Genomic DNA, 15,727 nt, shown 5'->3' with positions numbered 1-15,727 from the left:
CACACGATGACATTTGAAACTGACCAATTGGACAAAGTTACTGGGACGTTGCAACACGTCATTTTTGCGTCCAGTGATTCTTATTTTAAAATTTTATCCGTGCAAATTGATGACAGCACGCTGACCGACTGGGAGACCCCAGAAATTATTGTGACTGGGACGTTTGCTAATGTTCAAGAAGGGAGTACTTATGCTTTCTTCGGACAAGTGGTCCGCCATCCGAAGTACGGGCAACAATTAAAAGTATCACATTATGAAAATGAATTGCCACCCGATGAAAATGGCTTGATTAAGTATTTTGCGAGTGGGCAATTTTCAGGGATTGGTCAAAAGACGGCGGAAAAAATTGTTGACCACTTAGGCCTTGACGCTGTCACCTTGATTTTAGATGATGTACAGGTATTGGACGGTATCGTTAAACCAGCAACAGCGCAAAAACTAGCGCGTAGTTTCCAATTGAACCTTGGTTTGGAACGCTTATTTCAAATTGGTAATCAGTACGGCCTGGGGGCTGATTTGGCTGGGCGGCTTTATGACCAATACGGCCATGAAGCTGAAGAAATTTTAACAACGGATCCTTATCGTTTGGTTTTTGAATTTGATGGGGTTTCCTTTAAAATTGCCGATGCCATTGGTCAAAAAAATGGTCATGCGCGTACGGATCAGCGCCGAGTGCAGGCGGCTGTCTACGCTACGATGATGAATGTCAGTTTCCAATATGGCCATACTTATTTATCGCGCGCACAACTGCTACAAGCCACCGGGCAATTACTACATGATCAGCAGTTACAAGCTGATATTGACCAAGCCATTGAAGCGTTAATTGCCAATCATATTTTAGTCGATGATGAAGGTCGCTTATATGCGGCAACGCTTTACCAAGCTGAACGGCAAGTGGCCCAAGACCTTAAGCGTTTGTTACGCGCTCCAATGCCGTTTGATATCACACCGGAGGCGATTGCTGATGCGGTGACCACTCCAGGTCACTTGCAGTTAGATGACACGCAAATTGCGGCGGTAAAAGCTGGCTTGAATGCGCAGGTGTTCTTGCTGACGGGCGGTCCTGGGACAGGTAAAACGACAATTGTCCGCACGATGGTGGCAACTTGGCATAAATTGTTGCAGCAACGAGCGGAATATGCTGATAATACCCAAGATTTCTTAAAAAATTATGCGGTGAAATTAGCGTCACCAACTGGACGAGCGGCCAAACGGATGACGGAAGTTACTGGCCATGAGGCGACGACGATTCATCGGCTACTGGGGATTTCGGATTTAGATGAACCGGAATTTAATGCCGAAAATCCAATTGCGGGTGGGCTACTAATTATTGATGAGGCCTCCATGTTGGATATTGAATTGACGGCAAAGTTGTTTGCTGCCATTCCGAGTGGCATGAAAGTCATTATTGTTGGCGACGCGGATCAACTGCCGTCGGTTGGTCCTGGAAACGTATTGGCTGATTTTGTAGCCAGTCAGCGAATTGCTCATATCGAATTGGCAACGATTTATCGGCAGGGTCGCGGTAGTAGTATTACCACATTGGCACAACATATTAAAAATGGTCAGCTACCCGAGGACTTTATGACCAACCAACGTGATCGTTCGACCTTTATGGTCGGCCCAGATCAAGTGGTGACGGCCATTGAGCAAGTCGTGCAAGCGGCCATTAACAAAGGCTATACGGCTGATGATTTACAGATTTTAGCACCAATGTATAAAACCACTGCGGGCGTGCATGCGTTAAATACGATGGCGCAAGCTTTGTTTAATCCCCTCAAGCCAGGTCAAAAATCCTTACAGTTTGGCGAGACAATTTTTCGGCAGGGCGATAAGGTCTTGCAACTTGAAAATGACAGTGAGCGTGATATTTTCAATGGCGATATGGGCAAAATTATCGCCATTCGCTATAAAAAAGACTCTGGTAATACTGAAAATGAGGATAGCCTCGTCGTTGATTTTGATGGCAAAGAGCTGGTGTATCCCAAGAAGCAGTTAAACCAACTCACGTTAGCCTATGCAACGACGGTCCATAAAGCACAAGGCAATGAGTTTAAACTGGTGGTTATGGCACTCACCACGCGTTTTGGCTTAATGCTAAACCGAAACTTGTTGTATACTGGCCTGACGCGCGCAAAAGAAGCTTTAATTTTGGTTGGAGAATATGCGGCATTTAATCGGGCAGCGCAGACACCAGTGCCGATGCGGGCAACTTGGTTGACGCAACGGCTGCAAGCAGAAAACGCGCCCACCGTCACACCAGTGGTGCGCCCAACACCGCCACCAGTAACTGAAAAATATCAACTAACTGAAGCGCTAATTGCCGCACAAACCATCTCGCCAATGATTGGTTTGGCGGATGTCACCCCATATGATTTTATGGCAACCAGCTGATTACTGGTGTAATGAAACTAAGAAAACGAGACGGAGATAGAAGATGACGACCCCTGAATATCGCTTATTTAGCCTTGGAAGTAATCCAAAGTTGGCTGATGAAATCGCCAATATTTTAGGCACCAACTTATCAGATATTGATGTACGGCAATTTGCCGATGATGAAATTTATGAACGGATTGAGCAAACCGTTCGTGGTCGAGATGTCTATGTGATTCAAGGCATTTCCGATCCGGTCAACGATAATTTTATGAAGTTAATGATCTTTATTGATGCGGGACGTCGTGCTTCTGCCAAGACCATTAATGTCGTGATTCCTTATTTTGGCTATGCCAGATCAGATCGCAAGGCGCGTTCACGTGAACCAATCGCGGCGCGTTTGATTGCGAACATGCTAGAATCACAAGGGGTTAAGCGTGTTATCACGATGGACCTTCATGCTGATCAAGTGCAGGGCTTCTTTGATATTCCAGTTGATCATTTGATTTCAATGCCAACTTTAGGCCATTACTTTTATGAAAATGACCTGTTGGGGTCAGATTTAGTTGTTGTAGCACCAGATCACGCGAGTGTTGGTCGTGCGCGTAAGTTTGCGAAACTACTTCATGCAGAATGGGCAGTCATTGATCGTCGGGTCGGTGAAGATTTGCAAACGGCACCATTTGGCATTACTGGCAATGTGAAGGGGAAGCGCGCGATTTTGATTGATGATATTATCGACACGGGCACAAGCATGACGTTGGCGAGTGAAGCGTTAACGGCGGCTGGTGTGACAGATATTTACGCTGTTGCCCCACACGCAGTGTTGTCAGAACAGGCCGTTGACAAGTTAGCCAAATCGGCAATTTCAAAAACATTAGTGGCGAACACGATTGAAGTACCCGATGATAAGCGTTTTGATAAGTTAGTACAATTATCAGTTGCAGCTACATTTGCCGAAGCGATTCGACGGGTCGATGCGTGCGAAAGTATTGAGGACATTATGAGAAGTCCGGATAACTTGGATGTTAAATTATGAAAACAGTTGACATGATACGACTATTGTCACCAGAATGGGGCGTAACGGATGATGGCATGATGACCACCCAATTTGGGGCGTCAGTAGCTTTTGTGACAACCCATGTTCACGTGGTGCGATTATCATTTGCTAAAAACTACGACGGGTTGACTTTTGCGGTGCAAATTAATGCCGCCGATTGGCAGGAGATGCCGGTCACGGACCAAACTTTGCAAGTGACCATACCCACAGAGACGGCCGAGGTTCGCATGGTGTTGCGTGATCGCGCAGGTAGTAGTGAAGCTTTTTGGCAAGATCCTGTCTATGTGACAGCCATGACAATTGATCAGGGCGAAGTGGCCCCAATTGAAAATGCACAGCCTTACGTGACGTTTGTTGGAGATTCCATTACTGCTGGTGAAGCCATGGCCGCCGATGGGCATCATCCCGAATTGAGCTACCCACAACTGGTGGCTGATGCCTTAGGGCAACCGTTGGCGCGTATTGCGTATGGGGGAACGGGCTTAACCGCTGCTGCGCCATACCAAATCCCAACAGCGATCGAAGCCTTGTGGCATGTTGGTGACAATGTGTCGCGACCATTAGTGACGACTAACCTCGTACTAGTGAATTATGGCACCAACGATTTTAACTATGGTGCCACACCGACCGCGTTTGCATTTGGTTTACGCATCTATTTATTCGAATTGATAAAGCGCTTTCACAATGCTAAAATTATATTAATGATGCCATTGAATGGGGCGTTTCGTGAGGTGTTTTTAGCTGAAACGGCACGCTTTGATCAATTCACGTTAATTGAAACCAAGTCATGGTTACCAGCCATGACAGATGTCCACCCGAATTGTGCAGCGCATCAAATTATTGCAGAGCAAATAATGAAAGGACTTTAAATCATGGTATATGCAGCAGATGAACAACGTTATGAGAAATTACCTTACCGTCGGGTGAGTGATTCTGGCTTAATTTTACCAGTCGTATCATTTGGCTTGTGGCGTAATTTGGGTGACCAAATGCCACTTGAAAATTCTCGAAAAGTGATGTTGAAGGCATTTGACAGTGGTATTTTTAGCTTTGATAATGCATCTAATTATGGCCCAAGTAACGGCACCGCGGAAGAAACTTTTGGTCAGGTCTATCGCAGTGATTTGAAGCCGTATCGTGATGAACTGATTATCACGACCAAGGCGGGTTATCACATGTGGCCTGGGCCATTGGGTGAGTTTTCCGGTAAAAAGACGTTGACAGCCGCCTTGGATTTAAGTCTCCAACGCATGGGACTAGATTATGTTGATATTTTCTATGCGCATCGTTGGGATCCCAACACGCGTTTAGAAGAAACTGCTTATGCGATGGACTTGTTGGTTAAGCAAGGTAAGGCATTATATGTCGGGGTATCTAATTATAATGCTGAACAAACAGCCGCCATTGCGAAGCTGTTTGATGAACTTGGCACACCATTTATTGGGAACCAAGTGTCGTATAACATGTTAAATCAAACAGCCGCTGATGATGGTTTGTTGGACGTATTGGATGAGAATCATGCGGGCTTGATTGCCTATGGGCCACTAGCTGAAGGCTTGCTGACGGATCGTTACTTAGAGGATATTCCGGAAGATTACCCAATTCACCGGACGAATGCGTTCTTGTTTGAAGATGGTAAAGCGGCCTTGATTGCCAAGTTGAACGCCTTAAACGCCATTGCGCAAGCCCGTGGTCAAAAATTGTCACAAATGGCATTAGCTTGGTTGCTCCGCGACCGCCGCGTTGCCACTGTTGTCATCGGGGCAAGTAAGATTGACCATCTGGTAGATAACTTAGCCTTTAGTGATAACATGACTTTCACTGATGACGAAGTTGCTCAAATTGAAACGATTTTGAAATAGAAAAAAGCATCCCGTTGGGATGCTTTTTATAATGGTTGAATCCAAGTATTTTGTGCGCCCGCTTTTGTGAGGGCATTGGCGATGGTGATGGCATCATCGTTATTTTTGGCTAGGGCAAACATTGCGCCGCCAATACCGGCACCGGTCAGCTTAGCGCCGAGTGCGCCAGCATGTAGGGCAGCATTGACAAGGTTGTCGAGTTTAGGGTGTGACACACCGAGTGATTGTAATTCGTGATGTGCCGCCGTAAATAATAAACCGACGTGTTCGGGGTGATTATGAGTTAAATCAGCCCGCACTTTTTCTGCAATTTGCCCCAAATGGACAATTTTTTGCCAAGTGAGGTCATAATCATCATCCAAATTGCTTTTCACGATATTAACAGCGTGCATCGTTTGGCCATGAATGCCTGTATCAGCGACAACAAGTGTCCCTGTTAAGGTCATTTTAAAAGCCGTTAAGGTCTCGTTTTTGACGAACCAAATGGGGTCGTCAGAGCCGACAGTGGCGGCATCTAAACCAGAGGCCGAGCCATGGGAAATACCTTCCGCCAAATCGGTAAAGTGTTTTAATTGTTTAGGTGACAAGGGGGCCTTCACGTAATCAAAAAAGGCTTTTGTGATCGAGGTTGCAAAAGCCGCTGACGCGCCGAAACCACGTTCTTGTGGAATATTTGTTTCAATTTCTAGCGTGAAAGGGGCATCAACCAAATTTAAAGATTGCAGTAATTTAAGGATGAGCTGACGTAAGCCTTCCACATTGGCGCCTAATTCATCGAGGTCGCCGTGAAACGTGCTACTTTCAATTGTTTGTCCGCTAAAGGCTGGTCGAATTGTTGTCGTCACGGTCAGGTTTGTTAATGGAATGGCAATAGCTGGTTGGTTATAAACGACGGCATGTTCACCGACTAAAATAATTTTGGCATGGGCAATTCCCACCCCAAGCATTTGACTAATCATGATTTTTCTCCGAATTTCCTTTACTATTGTACCGCACTTTTCTAAATAGTGTAAAATGATAGATGAATTGCGTTGTTAAGTTTGTCGTAGTGTTGCCTGATTAGGGCAAAGTTAACAACGCAATTCATCACTAAATTTCAGAGAAAGGTGTTTGCCATGAACGCCAATAAAACGTTTGTTGTTGTCGATTTAGAAACAACCGGACAGAGTGTTGCTCGCGGTGGGCGCATCATCCAAATTGGGATGACTTTTATCAAAAATCGCCGTATCGTTGATCATTTTGAATCTTTTGTGAATCCAGGTCAATCAATTGATCGCAACATCCAACAACTCACGCATATTTCAGAAAAAGATGTGCGTGATGCGCCTTATTTTGAAGAAATCGCACCAGTTCTACGTAACATGTTACAAGATACTGTGCTGATTGCGCATAATATTAATTTTGATTATCCTTATTTGAACGACGAGTTAGCGCGGACAGGCTTTCCAGTACTGACCAATCCTGCCATTGACACGGTTCAATTAGCACAAATTTTGTTGCCAACAGCGCCAGGTTATCGGTTGTTGGATCTGACAACATTTTTAAATATTACGCTTAATAACGCCCATCGGGCAAATGCTGATGCGCAAGCAACGGCTTTACTGTTTTTGAAGCTATGGCAAAAGGCGGAGCAGTTACCCGTCATTGTTCTCCAGCAATTACAATTTGGGCAGTGGCCACTCCTGAGACAAACACAAGATTTTTTACGGGTGGTCAAATCAAAACGGCAACAAACTGATTTTGACATTGTGGCCCAAGTCGCCCTGACGAAACCAGATCCCGTGCCACCAATGACACCAGCGACGTTGCCCGCCTATCCACGGTCTTCGCAAGAGAAGCAGCGGCAATTTGGGCAATGGTTAACCCAAAACGAAGCCCAGAATGATTTAATGAATCGCGTCTATGCGTTCCTCACTAAAAAAGCTGATGGTGTATTAACGGTGTTGACTGCGCCGAAAATTGGCAAAACTTTGGGTTATTTGGTCCCATTAATTTTTGATCCGCAAGCACGTCCAATCGTGTTGTTGACAAATGATGACAGTTTGCAGCAACAGCAACAAGCATTGGTGGAGAAAATCGCTAAATTATTAGATGTCCATTTTACGGCAGCCATTTTGCATGATCCAAGTGCGTATATTGATGTTGAACGTTTTAACCAATTGTTAAAAACAGCTGACGACACGTCGCCAGCCCAATTCTTCAAAGCTCGTATTTTAGTGTGGTTAACGCAAACACAGACTGGTTTACTAAACGAAATCCAAGTCGGTGCTACCAATTTGCCGATTCTAGATGCATTGCGTGGCAATGAGCAGGGGATTTTCTATCAACGTGCGCAACGTTTGGTCAACCGTGCTGAAGTGTTGACGATGAATTTTGAAACTTACTTTAATCAGGCGCAACCGCTTTTGGCAGCGCGTGAGCGTACAAAATGGCCGGTCGTGGTCATGGAAACGCCGAGTGCGTTTGTTGATGAATTATCAGCACATTATCGGGCACAGTTGAATTTGACAGACATTAAAAACAGCTTGAAAGGGTTGATGCATCAAGAAGTTGCGGGGCTCACGCATAAGCAGCGGTTGTTTGTCAAACAAAGTGTGGCAGAGGCCTTGAAATTAGTGAAGCAAATTTTGCAAACCGATAAGGTAACCACCCAACTCAAGCGCGCAGAACGTTTATTAATGATCATCATGCGTTTAATGACGATTTTGGATATTGGCGAGCATGGTGTTGTCCCGGCATCATGGGCGACCTTACCGCACGAACTGACCAACGTCAAACGTTTGCAGCAAGAACCGCTTGTGACGGTGCAGGATCAAGAACACGACGAAAACGGGCAAACGCAGCTCACGAGAACATTCTTCGTTCCAGTCGCAACAACGTATCAAACACACTTTTTGGCGCATATCCATAAACTTTTGGTTGTTAGTGAATACTTAGATAATCAGGTGAGTGCCTTTTTGCGTGAGGTGCCAGAGCAGATGACGGCAGAACGCGATTTTATTCACCATGATAATCAACCGGTAACTGTGATTCAAATGGGTCGCACTTCGCCAGTCACGCACTTACAAGCGCTCACACAGCATAACGTGGGTGAAATTATGATGATTGTGCCAGATGGTGAACGGGTGAATCATTGGTATCAAAAGTTAAAACATGTTTTGACAACTGACTACGGGCTCGTTGCGGAAGGGGTCACCGGCTCACTTGAAAAAATCCAGCGCCAACGGCATACCGAACAGCAAAACATTCTGATTGTCACACCAAAAATCATGTCAACCATGTGGTTACGCGATCAGGAGTTACCAAACATTGTGATTGTACCGGAACGGGAAGTTTGGCAACCAGTGTCACGTCTCGCCTTGGTATTAACTGAAATGCAACGTCATCCGAAAGCATTACTCGTCACACAATTAAATGCCATGCAACGTCATCGCTTTAAGTCACAAGCAGACATCAAAGCCAACGTGGGGTTAAAAAATAATTTGCTGGCACAGTATGACCAAATTTTGACAGATTTTTGATATAATAAGTCTAGCTATGCGTTGGAGGACTAAACAAAATGATGCAATTTAAAGATGATATTCGAATCCGCCAACGTCAACGCCGTTCCCGCGTTCATTGGGCGCGGATTTGGTTTGTCGGGGCGGGCATCGGAATTGTCGTGGCAGCCATTACGTTAGGTTACTTTTATGTGTCGTTAAGTCCGATGCGACAAAATGAGGCGCGATTACAAAAATTGGTGAAGGCCAAAACAGACATCGCGACGGTTAAGCAAATTAGTGCTGATTATCGTAAAGGAACGACTTATGCGGTTGTTGGGACAACGGCTCGTGGTCAAGAAAAAGTCGCCATTGTCCATGGCAATAGTTCGCGCGTCACGGTTTATGATCGACGAGATGGGATGACCAATCAGCAATTAGGACAATTATTGCTGAAAACGTATCAGCCAAAGAAAATTTATTCTGCAAATATCAGCGAGTACAAAAAAACGTTGGTATGGGAAGTCAGTTATAAGGGGCAAAATAATGCTTTAAATTACCTGACCTTAGATTTTAAAACTGGAAAACCTTATCGGGTTATTAACGGCCTGTAAGTAATAGGAACGAGGAGAAAAAATGATTTCGGAAAGAGCACAAGCAGTCGAAGCCGCCGCTACCTTGGCAATGAGTCGTTTAGCCAAGGCCATGCAAGCCGATGGGATTGATGTGATTAATTTGGGTGTTGGCGAATCAGATTTTCAAACACCTGAACACATTGCTCAAGCAGCGATTGCGGCGATTGAAGCTCATCAAACCAGCTTTTATACGCCAACAAGTGGATTAGATGCTTTAAAGCAGGCCATTGTAGATCACGTACAGCAACGGTACGATGCCACCATCGCCCGTAACAATGTGACGGTGACGACTGGGGCTAAATTATCACTTTATGCGTTGATGCAGGTGCTCTTAAATCCAGGCGACGTTGTGGTTGCAGCGGCACCACTTTGGGTCAGCTATGTTGAACAAATTAAGCTCGCTGGCGGCCAATTGCAAACAATTGTGCCAGATAATGCCGCTTTGAAGTTAACAGTCGCTGATCTCGCGGCGTTGACAACACCGGTTAAGGCCATTATTGTGAATTCACCAACCAATCCGACCGGCCAAGTTTATACGCGTGACGAATTACAAGCGATTTTGGACTGGGCTAATGAACATGACACGTATGTCATTTTGGATGAAATCTATGGTCAGCTCGTTTATAACGGCGCAACATTCACGTCAGGCTTGCAACTTCAACCGCTTGAAAATAGCCGGATGATTATCGTTGATGGGGTGTCAAAAGCTTATGCGATGACCGGTTGGCGGATTGGCTGGACGCTAGCCAGTTCCGAGGTGATTGTCGCAATGAACAAGTTGTTGGATCACATGACATCAAATCCAACAGCAGTTGCACAATATGCGGCGATTGCGGCATTGACAGGGGATCAATCATCTGTTGAAGTGATGCGACAAGCCTTTGAGAAGCGCTTGAACGCCACGTTCGACGCCCTTAACAACGTACCAGGCCTTGAAGTGGCCGTCAAGCCCGAAGGTGCTTTCTACCTATTTCCAAAGGTTGAGCCACAAGTACTGACGGCGGCTGGGGTAGCTGATACTAGTGAACTGTCGATGAAAATCTTGAAAGAAGCACGCGTGGCCATGCCATCTGGTGAAGGTTTCGGGATGCCAGGTTATTTGCGGATGGGCTATGCCAAAGACCAAGCAGTTTTGGACGAAGCTGTTCGTCGTTTAACTGAATTTTTTCAACAATACATATAATTAAAATAGAGGAGAAGCAGGTGGTGCGGTAACAAACCACGTGTATATGATCATGTCACAAGATATTCCCACAATTCAAATTATCGATGCTAAAAACTATGTTGGCCAAACGGTCAAGATTGGAGCTTGGCTTCGTCAAAAGCGCGGTTCAGGTAAGTTGGCCTTTTTGCAATTACGCGATGGGACAGCATTCTTTCAAGCTGTGGTAGCCAAAGCAGATGTGCCGGAATCAGTTTTTGAACTGGCTAAAGGGTTAAAGCAAGAAACAAGTCTGTACGTGACAGGGGAAATCCGTGAAGATGCGCGATCATCATTTGGCTATGAAATGGCGGTATCTGATATTGAAGTCATTGGTGAAAGCCATGATTATCCCATCACGCCAAAAGAGCACGGGACAGACTTCTTGTTTGATGAACGGCACCTCTACCTGCGTCATTTGAAGCCATTTGCTACATTGAAGATCCGGAATACGTTGATTGCCGCAACGTATGAATTCTTTAACAACGAAGGCTTTACAAAGTTGGATTCTCCACTTTTGACTGGTTCTGCCCCAGAAGGCACAACGGAATTGTTTGAAACAGATTACTTTGGCGAATCAGCCTTTTTGTCACAAACAGGACAATTGTATGCTGAAGCAGGCGCCATGGCCTTCGGTAAAGTCTTTACTTTTGGCCCAACATTCCGTGCAGAAAAGTCAAAGACACGTCGTCATTTGACAGAATTCTGGATGGTCGAACCAGAAATGGCCTTCATGCATCAAGAAGAGAGTCTTGAATTGCAAGAACGCTATATTTCATTCTTGATTTCAAAAGTCTTGGAACGCAATGAACAAGAGCTTGATATTCTTGGTCGAGACAAGGCATTGTTGGCGTCTTACACGGAGCTACCTTACCCACGTATCAGTTATGATGATGCAGTGAAGTTGTTGCAATACAATGGCTTTGATATTGAATGGGGTGTTGACTTTGGGTCACCAGAAGAAACATTCTTGGCTAATCACTTTGCTAAACCAGTCTTTATTATCAATTTCCCAAAGGCAATCAAAGCCTTCTATATGAAGCGTCACGCAACACGTGATGATGTTGTTGTGTCTGCCGACTTATTGGCACCAGAAGGTTATGGGGAAATTATCGGTGGGTCAGAACGTGATATTGACTACGAATACTTGAAGATGCGCATTGAAGAACAAGGCTTAGACCTTGAGGAATACAACTGGTATTTGGATTTGCGTAAGTTTGGTTCAGTGCCACACTCAGGCTTTGGTTTAGGGTTAGAACGCATGGTGACATTTGTCACGGGTGAAGAACATATTCGTGAAGCGATTCCGTTCCCACGAATGACTAATCGTATCCGACCATGATTTTTAAAGGGCGAAGACAGCTTTTGTTCAGCGTCCCTGATCAAAACATGTTAGACTAAAGTAGATGATAAAAACGTCCAAGCTTAACTTGGACGTTTTTATAACGGTATTGGAATTAAAGTAGGTTGACAGATGGTATTAGATCAACGATTACAGCAATATATTCAAGCAGGTCAAACGGCAATTAGTAATGATTTGTTGCAACACTACCAAGAAATTGGGATGGATAATGATGATTTAGCCTTATATTTACAGGTAACACGTATCCAAAGCCAAGGGGATGCTGCGACGCCTAAAATTTTAGCGCAAATTTTACACGTGACTGAAAATGTCGTGGTTGCCCGCTTGAAAAGTTTGATTACGCGTGAGCTGATGGTGATTGCTGCGACCACGAAACAAGTAGAAACGTATGATTTCACGCCGATGATTGCCAAATTGCTGCAAGGGCAACAAATTAGTGTGCAACCCATCATGTCTGATGGGAAATCGACGCGCCGTGAGATTTTCCAAACGTTGGAGGCTGAATTTGGCCGGCCATTGACACCGATGGAAATGCAGACGGTTGGCCACTGGTTTGATCAAGATCATTTTGAACCAGACTTGATGTTATTAGCCATTCAAGAAGCTGTTGCCAACAATGCGCGTAGTTTACGTTATATTGAAACAATTTTGGTGAATTGGCAACGGGATAACGTTAAAACAGCCACCCAAGCGCAAATTGCAAAGCAAAAGCGGCGCGGCGTAACCTACACATATGACAATTTATTTTAAAATAATGTGTGGGACGGGGTGTTCTAACTGTAAGTGAAACCCAAAAATTGGTTGGCCATCTGGCGCAAATAATTGTGTTTCGCTGCTCATATCTTGCAGGCGCGTTTGCAATTGGGATAACGTCATGGGATGCTGGCCGGTCACGATCATCAAATTGGGACCAGATGTGGCAAATTTAACCTGGGCAACGGGTAAAATTGCTGACGCATCTTGCCAATATAAACGACTTTTTGGGGACATATAGTGTGTGAGTTGTGTTAAATCAATCAATTTCATGTGCAATTAAACCTACCTATCGTCACGTGATGTGACTTAATTAGTATAAAGGAAAACAAATGGAAAAAACATATCATTTAATGGCGACTGCTGCAGCAGGTCTTGAGTCATTAGTCGGCAAAGAATTAGAACGCTTGGGTTATGACCCAAAGGTCGAAAATTATCGTGTCCGTTTTGATGGCACAGCGCGTGACATTTTAAACACTAATATTTGGTTACGAACAGCTGACCGTGTGAAAATCATCGTTGGTGAATTTGATGCGACAACATTTGACGACTTATTTGAAGGCGTCAAAGCCTTGCCATGGGAAGATTATCTGAACTACGATTCAGAATTCCCAGTGGCCGGACGGTCTAAGAAGTCAGAACTCTTTAGTGTACCAGACGTGCAAGCCATTACGAAAAAGGCGATCGTTAATCGCTTACAAGAAGCGTACCATATTCGGACACGTTTACCTGAAAATGGCTACTTTGCGCAGCTTGAAGTCATGATCGACAAGGATCATGTGATTGTCACATTGGATACGACAGGCCCATCATTGTTTAAACGTGGCTATCGTGTCAATAAAGGTGGGGCGCCGTTAAAGGAAAACTTTGCCGCAGCGTTGGTTTTGTTGACGAATTGGCATCCAGATCGACCATTTGTCGATCCAACGACGGGGTCTGGGACATTAGCAATTGAAGCCGCCTTGATTGGCCGAAATATTGCGCCTGGCTTAATTCGTGACTTTGATATTGAGCAAATGGATTGGTTTGATAAGACATTATCTGATACAGTACGTGATGAGGCAGAAGCACAAGCAGATTATGACCGGACATTGGATATTCAAGGCTTTGATATCGATGAAAATATGGTACAAATCGCGATTGAAAATGCTAAGCATGCCGGCCTTGGACAAGATATTGTCTTTAAGCAACTGGCGGCCAAGGATTGGACGACAGACAAAGAAAATGGCGTAATTGTAGCCAACCCACCATACGGTGAACGCTTGGGTGAATTAGATGCAGCGCATGAACTATATGCGCAAATGGGGGATGTTTATCGCCAATTGCCAAGTTGGAGTAAGTATATTTTAACGAGTGATTTAGACTTTGAAAATGCTTATGGTGAGAAAGCAACGAAGAGTCGTAAGCTCTACAACGGGGCATTGCGCGTCGATTACTTCCAGTATTGGGGCAAGCGTGCCAAATAAAAATAAAGCAAAATTTGTGCAACCTGCATAAATTTTGCTTTTTTATTTTTACGTGATCACCCGTGTTTTTTTGTATGATATTGGTAGAATGGTTAACAATATTGAATATGTAAGAAATGAGGCGTAACTATGGTTGAAAGGAATCCTGCACTAGCAAACATTTTTTCTGATCGTTTGCAACAAGTAGTCCCTAGTCCAATTCACACCTTTAGTGAACAAGTCAGTCATTTGCCAAATATCTTAAAGTTAACAATTGGTGAACCTGATTTTCCAGTCCCAGACCATATTAAAGCTGCCGCTGTGGCTGCCATTGAAGCGGATGATTCTCATTATTCGGTCTCTGCGGGCTCACTGGCTTTGCGACAGGCAGCTCAGCAATTTTTGGCTGAACGCTACCAATTAAATTACAACGCAACCACGGAAATTTTAACAACCGTTGGTGCCACTGAGGGCCTGTTTACAATTCTCTCAGCGGTCTTAAATCCAGGCGATGAGGTGTTAATTCCCACACCAGCTTACCCAGTATATGCCGAAATGACACACCTCAATGGTGGCGAGCCGTTATTAGTTGATGTGTCGCAGGATGATTTTATTTTAACCCCACAGCGTTTGCGCGCGGTGTTAGCAACGCATCCCCGCATCAAAGTCTTACTCCTAACCAATCCATCGAATCCGACGGGAGCGACTTATACGGCAGCAGAAATGCAGGCGTTAGCGGACGTGCTAAAAGAAACGTCTGTTTTGGTGATTTCAGATGAAATTTATTCAGAACTACAATATGAAGGGGAACACGCCTCCATGGCGACTTATTTGCCACAACAAACCATTGTTGTGAATGGTGTGTCCAAATCACACGCTATGACGGGTTATCGCATTGGGATTTTGGCTGGGCCAGCAGCGTTAATTGCTCAGATTAATAAAGTCCACGGATTTGTGATTATGACCCCATCTAATCCGGCGATGGCCGCGGCGACCGAAGCTTTCAATTGTGCGCGTAGTTTGGCGGATACCCAGCGTATGAAGGCGGCCTATCAGGCACGGCGTGACTTTTTAGTCACTGAATTGACGGCTCTTGGCTTTGATATGGTGCGTCCAAACGGTGCCTTTTATATTTTTGCTAAAATTCCAGCTGATTTAGGCCAAGATGACGTGGTGTTTGCCAATGAATTAGTAGCTCGAGAACGGCTTGCTGTTGTGGCGGGTTCCGGTTTTGGGCCTGGTGGCGAAGGTTATATTCGCATCAGTTATGCGGCGAGCATGGCCATGCTGGTTGACGCCATGTCGCGTTTGAAAAGCTTTGACACTTCGGCGCGCGCAACAGCTGTTTAAAGGTGCATAAACTTGTTTTTTTTTTGCTGGCTATCATGGTAGAATTAAATGATTAACTCAGCTGTTTTGTCAGTTTTATGACAAAGCAGCTGTGTTAATTTGGAATGAACTACCAAAATGGAGGAAACGTATTCGGGCAATCAATGACGACGTGAATGAGTCAGACCATGGAGTTGAATAAACGTGAGGGTTAAAGAATATTCCCT

The 15,727-nt window shown here is 44.7% G+C and carries 13 protein-coding genes; 11 read left to right on the top strand and 2 right to left on the bottom strand.

The features are described 5' to 3' along the window. The first annotated feature begins 6 nt into the window (after positions 1 to 6). From recD2 to IE039_RS00420, 4 genes are read left to right on the top strand one after another with little or no spacing between them, the layout of a single operon-like run. The gene (gene recD2 / locus IE039_RS00435; protein WP_189428538.1) at positions 7 to 2,394 is read left to right on the top strand and encodes an SF1B family DNA helicase RecD2; all 2,388 of its coding nucleotides are present in this window, start codon (positions 7 to 9) and stop codon (positions 2,392 to 2,394) included. Between the two features lie 43 nt (positions 2,395 to 2,437). Further along, on the top strand, positions 2,438 to 3,412 hold the full coding sequence (locus IE039_RS00430; RefSeq protein ID WP_189428537.1) for a ribose-phosphate diphosphokinase: 975 nt from the start codon (positions 2,438 to 2,440) through the stop codon (positions 3,410 to 3,412). Next, positions 3,409 to 4,302, top strand: coding sequence for a GDSL-type esterase/lipase family protein (locus tag IE039_RS00425; RefSeq protein ID WP_010004566.1), 894 nt, complete (start codon positions 3,409 to 3,411; stop codon positions 4,300 to 4,302). The genes IE039_RS00430 and IE039_RS00425 overlap by 4 nt, the downstream gene beginning before the upstream one ends. A 3-nt stretch (positions 4,303 to 4,305) precedes the next feature. Then, entirely contained in the window at positions 4,306 to 5,295 is a 990-nt protein-coding gene (locus IE039_RS00420; protein ID WP_029509232.1) for an aldo/keto reductase, read from the top strand. A gap of 26 nt (positions 5,296 to 5,321) precedes the next feature. On the opposite strand, the gene mvk is transcribed toward IE039_RS00420, so the two are convergent. Next, positions 5,322 to 6,254, bottom strand: a complete 933-nt coding sequence (mvk, locus tag IE039_RS00415) for a mevalonate kinase (protein ID WP_048701856.1) — start codon at positions 6,252 to 6,254, stop codon at positions 5,322 to 5,324. A gap of 156 nt (positions 6,255 to 6,410) precedes the next feature. Between mvk and IE039_RS00410 the strand changes: the two genes are divergently transcribed. The 5 genes from IE039_RS00410 (at position 6,411) to IE039_RS00390 (ending at position 12,723) form a co-directional block, all read left to right on the top strand. Continuing rightward, the gene (locus IE039_RS00410) at positions 6,411 to 8,816 is read left to right on the top strand and encodes an exonuclease domain-containing protein (RefSeq protein WP_189428536.1); all 2,406 of its coding nucleotides are present in this window, start codon (positions 6,411 to 6,413) and stop codon (positions 8,814 to 8,816) included. A gap of 38 nt (positions 8,817 to 8,854) precedes the next feature. Continuing rightward, positions 8,855 to 9,388 (top strand): cell wall elongation regulator TseB-like domain-containing protein, encoded by a 534-nt coding sequence (locus IE039_RS00405; protein ID WP_010005381.1) that lies wholly within the window; start codon positions 8,855 to 8,857, stop codon positions 9,386 to 9,388. Between the two features lie 22 nt (positions 9,389 to 9,410). After that, positions 9,411 to 10,592: a pyridoxal phosphate-dependent aminotransferase gene (locus IE039_RS00400; protein ID WP_182056086.1), complete on the top strand. Its 1,182-nt coding sequence runs from the start codon at positions 9,411 to 9,413 to the stop codon at positions 10,590 to 10,592. Between the two features lie 52 nt (positions 10,593 to 10,644). Then, the gene (gene asnS, locus IE039_RS00395; protein WP_189428535.1) at positions 10,645 to 11,952 is read left to right on the top strand and encodes an asparagine--tRNA ligase; all 1,308 of its coding nucleotides are present in this window, start codon (positions 10,645 to 10,647) and stop codon (positions 11,950 to 11,952) included. 132 nt (positions 11,953 to 12,084) lie between these two features. Then, positions 12,085 to 12,723 (top strand): DnaD domain-containing protein, encoded by a 639-nt coding sequence (locus tag IE039_RS00390; protein WP_010004532.1) that lies wholly within the window; start codon positions 12,085 to 12,087, stop codon positions 12,721 to 12,723. On the opposite strand, the gene IE039_RS00385 is transcribed toward IE039_RS00390, so the two are convergent. Then, positions 12,715 to 12,999 carry a hypothetical protein gene (locus IE039_RS00385; protein ID WP_010004533.1) on the bottom strand — a complete coding sequence of 95 codons (285 nt, stop codon included), beginning with the start codon at positions 12,997 to 12,999 and terminating at the stop codon, positions 12,715 to 12,717. The two genes, IE039_RS00390 and IE039_RS00385, sit on opposite strands and share 9 nt — an antisense overlap. A gap of 59 nt (positions 13,000 to 13,058) precedes the next feature. Between IE039_RS00385 and IE039_RS00380 the strand changes: the two genes are divergently transcribed. Together IE039_RS00380 and IE039_RS00375 are read left to right on the top strand one after the other, a co-directional pair. Beyond that, positions 13,059 to 14,192: a THUMP domain-containing class I SAM-dependent RNA methyltransferase gene (locus tag IE039_RS00380; RefSeq protein ID WP_189428534.1), complete on the top strand. Its 1,134-nt coding sequence runs from the start codon at positions 13,059 to 13,061 to the stop codon at positions 14,190 to 14,192. A 129-nt stretch (positions 14,193 to 14,321) separates the two neighbouring features. Continuing rightward, positions 14,322 to 15,521, top strand: a complete 1,200-nt coding sequence (locus IE039_RS00375; protein ID WP_010005510.1) for an aminotransferase class I/II-fold pyridoxal phosphate-dependent enzyme — start codon at positions 14,322 to 14,324, stop codon at positions 15,519 to 15,521. Positions 15,522 to 15,727: the final 206 nt, after the last annotated feature.

Origin of the sequence: Leuconostoc lactis KCTC 3528 = DSM 20202, from assembly GCF_014651235.1 — a bacterium.
In the GTDB taxonomy this organism is placed as follows: domain Bacteria; phylum Bacillota; class Bacilli; order Lactobacillales; family Lactobacillaceae; genus Leuconostoc; species Leuconostoc lactis.
This window is presented reverse-complemented; position numbering and strand designations above follow the sequence as displayed.

What these genes read in the sequence shown, in the direction of transcription:
- recD2 (WP_189428538.1), top strand. Translation starts at nt 7, where the DNA reads ATGACATTTGAAACTGACCAATTGGACAAAGTTACTGGGACGTTGCAA.
- IE039_RS00405 (WP_010005381.1), top strand. Translation starts at nt 8,855, where the DNA reads ATGATGCAATTTAAAGATGATATTCGAATCCGCCAACGTCAACGCCGT.
- IE039_RS00385 (WP_010004533.1), bottom strand. Translation starts at nt 12,999, where the DNA reads ATGAAATTGATTGATTTAACACAACTCACACACTATATGTCCCCAAAA.
- mvk (WP_048701856.1), bottom strand. Translation starts at nt 6,254, where the DNA reads ATGATTAGTCAAATGCTTGGGGTGGGAATTGCCCATGCCAAAATTATT.
- asnS (WP_189428535.1), top strand. Translation starts at nt 10,645, where the DNA reads ATGTCACAAGATATTCCCACAATTCAAATTATCGATGCTAAAAACTAT.
- IE039_RS00430 (WP_189428537.1), top strand. Translation starts at nt 2,438, where the DNA reads ATGACGACCCCTGAATATCGCTTATTTAGCCTTGGAAGTAATCCAAAG.
- IE039_RS00420 (WP_029509232.1), top strand. Translation starts at nt 4,306, where the DNA reads ATGGTATATGCAGCAGATGAACAACGTTATGAGAAATTACCTTACCGT.
- IE039_RS00375 (WP_010005510.1), top strand. Translation starts at nt 14,322, where the DNA reads ATGGTTGAAAGGAATCCTGCACTAGCAAACATTTTTTCTGATCGTTTG.
- IE039_RS00425 (WP_010004566.1), top strand. Translation starts at nt 3,409, where the DNA reads ATGAAAACAGTTGACATGATACGACTATTGTCACCAGAATGGGGCGTA.
- IE039_RS00390 (WP_010004532.1), top strand. Translation starts at nt 12,085, where the DNA reads ATGGTATTAGATCAACGATTACAGCAATATATTCAAGCAGGTCAAACG.
- IE039_RS00400 (WP_182056086.1), top strand. Translation starts at nt 9,411, where the DNA reads ATGATTTCGGAAAGAGCACAAGCAGTCGAAGCCGCCGCTACCTTGGCA.
- IE039_RS00380 (WP_189428534.1), top strand. Translation starts at nt 13,059, where the DNA reads ATGGAAAAAACATATCATTTAATGGCGACTGCTGCAGCAGGTCTTGAG.
- IE039_RS00410 (WP_189428536.1), top strand. Translation starts at nt 6,411, where the DNA reads ATGAACGCCAATAAAACGTTTGTTGTTGTCGATTTAGAAACAACCGGA.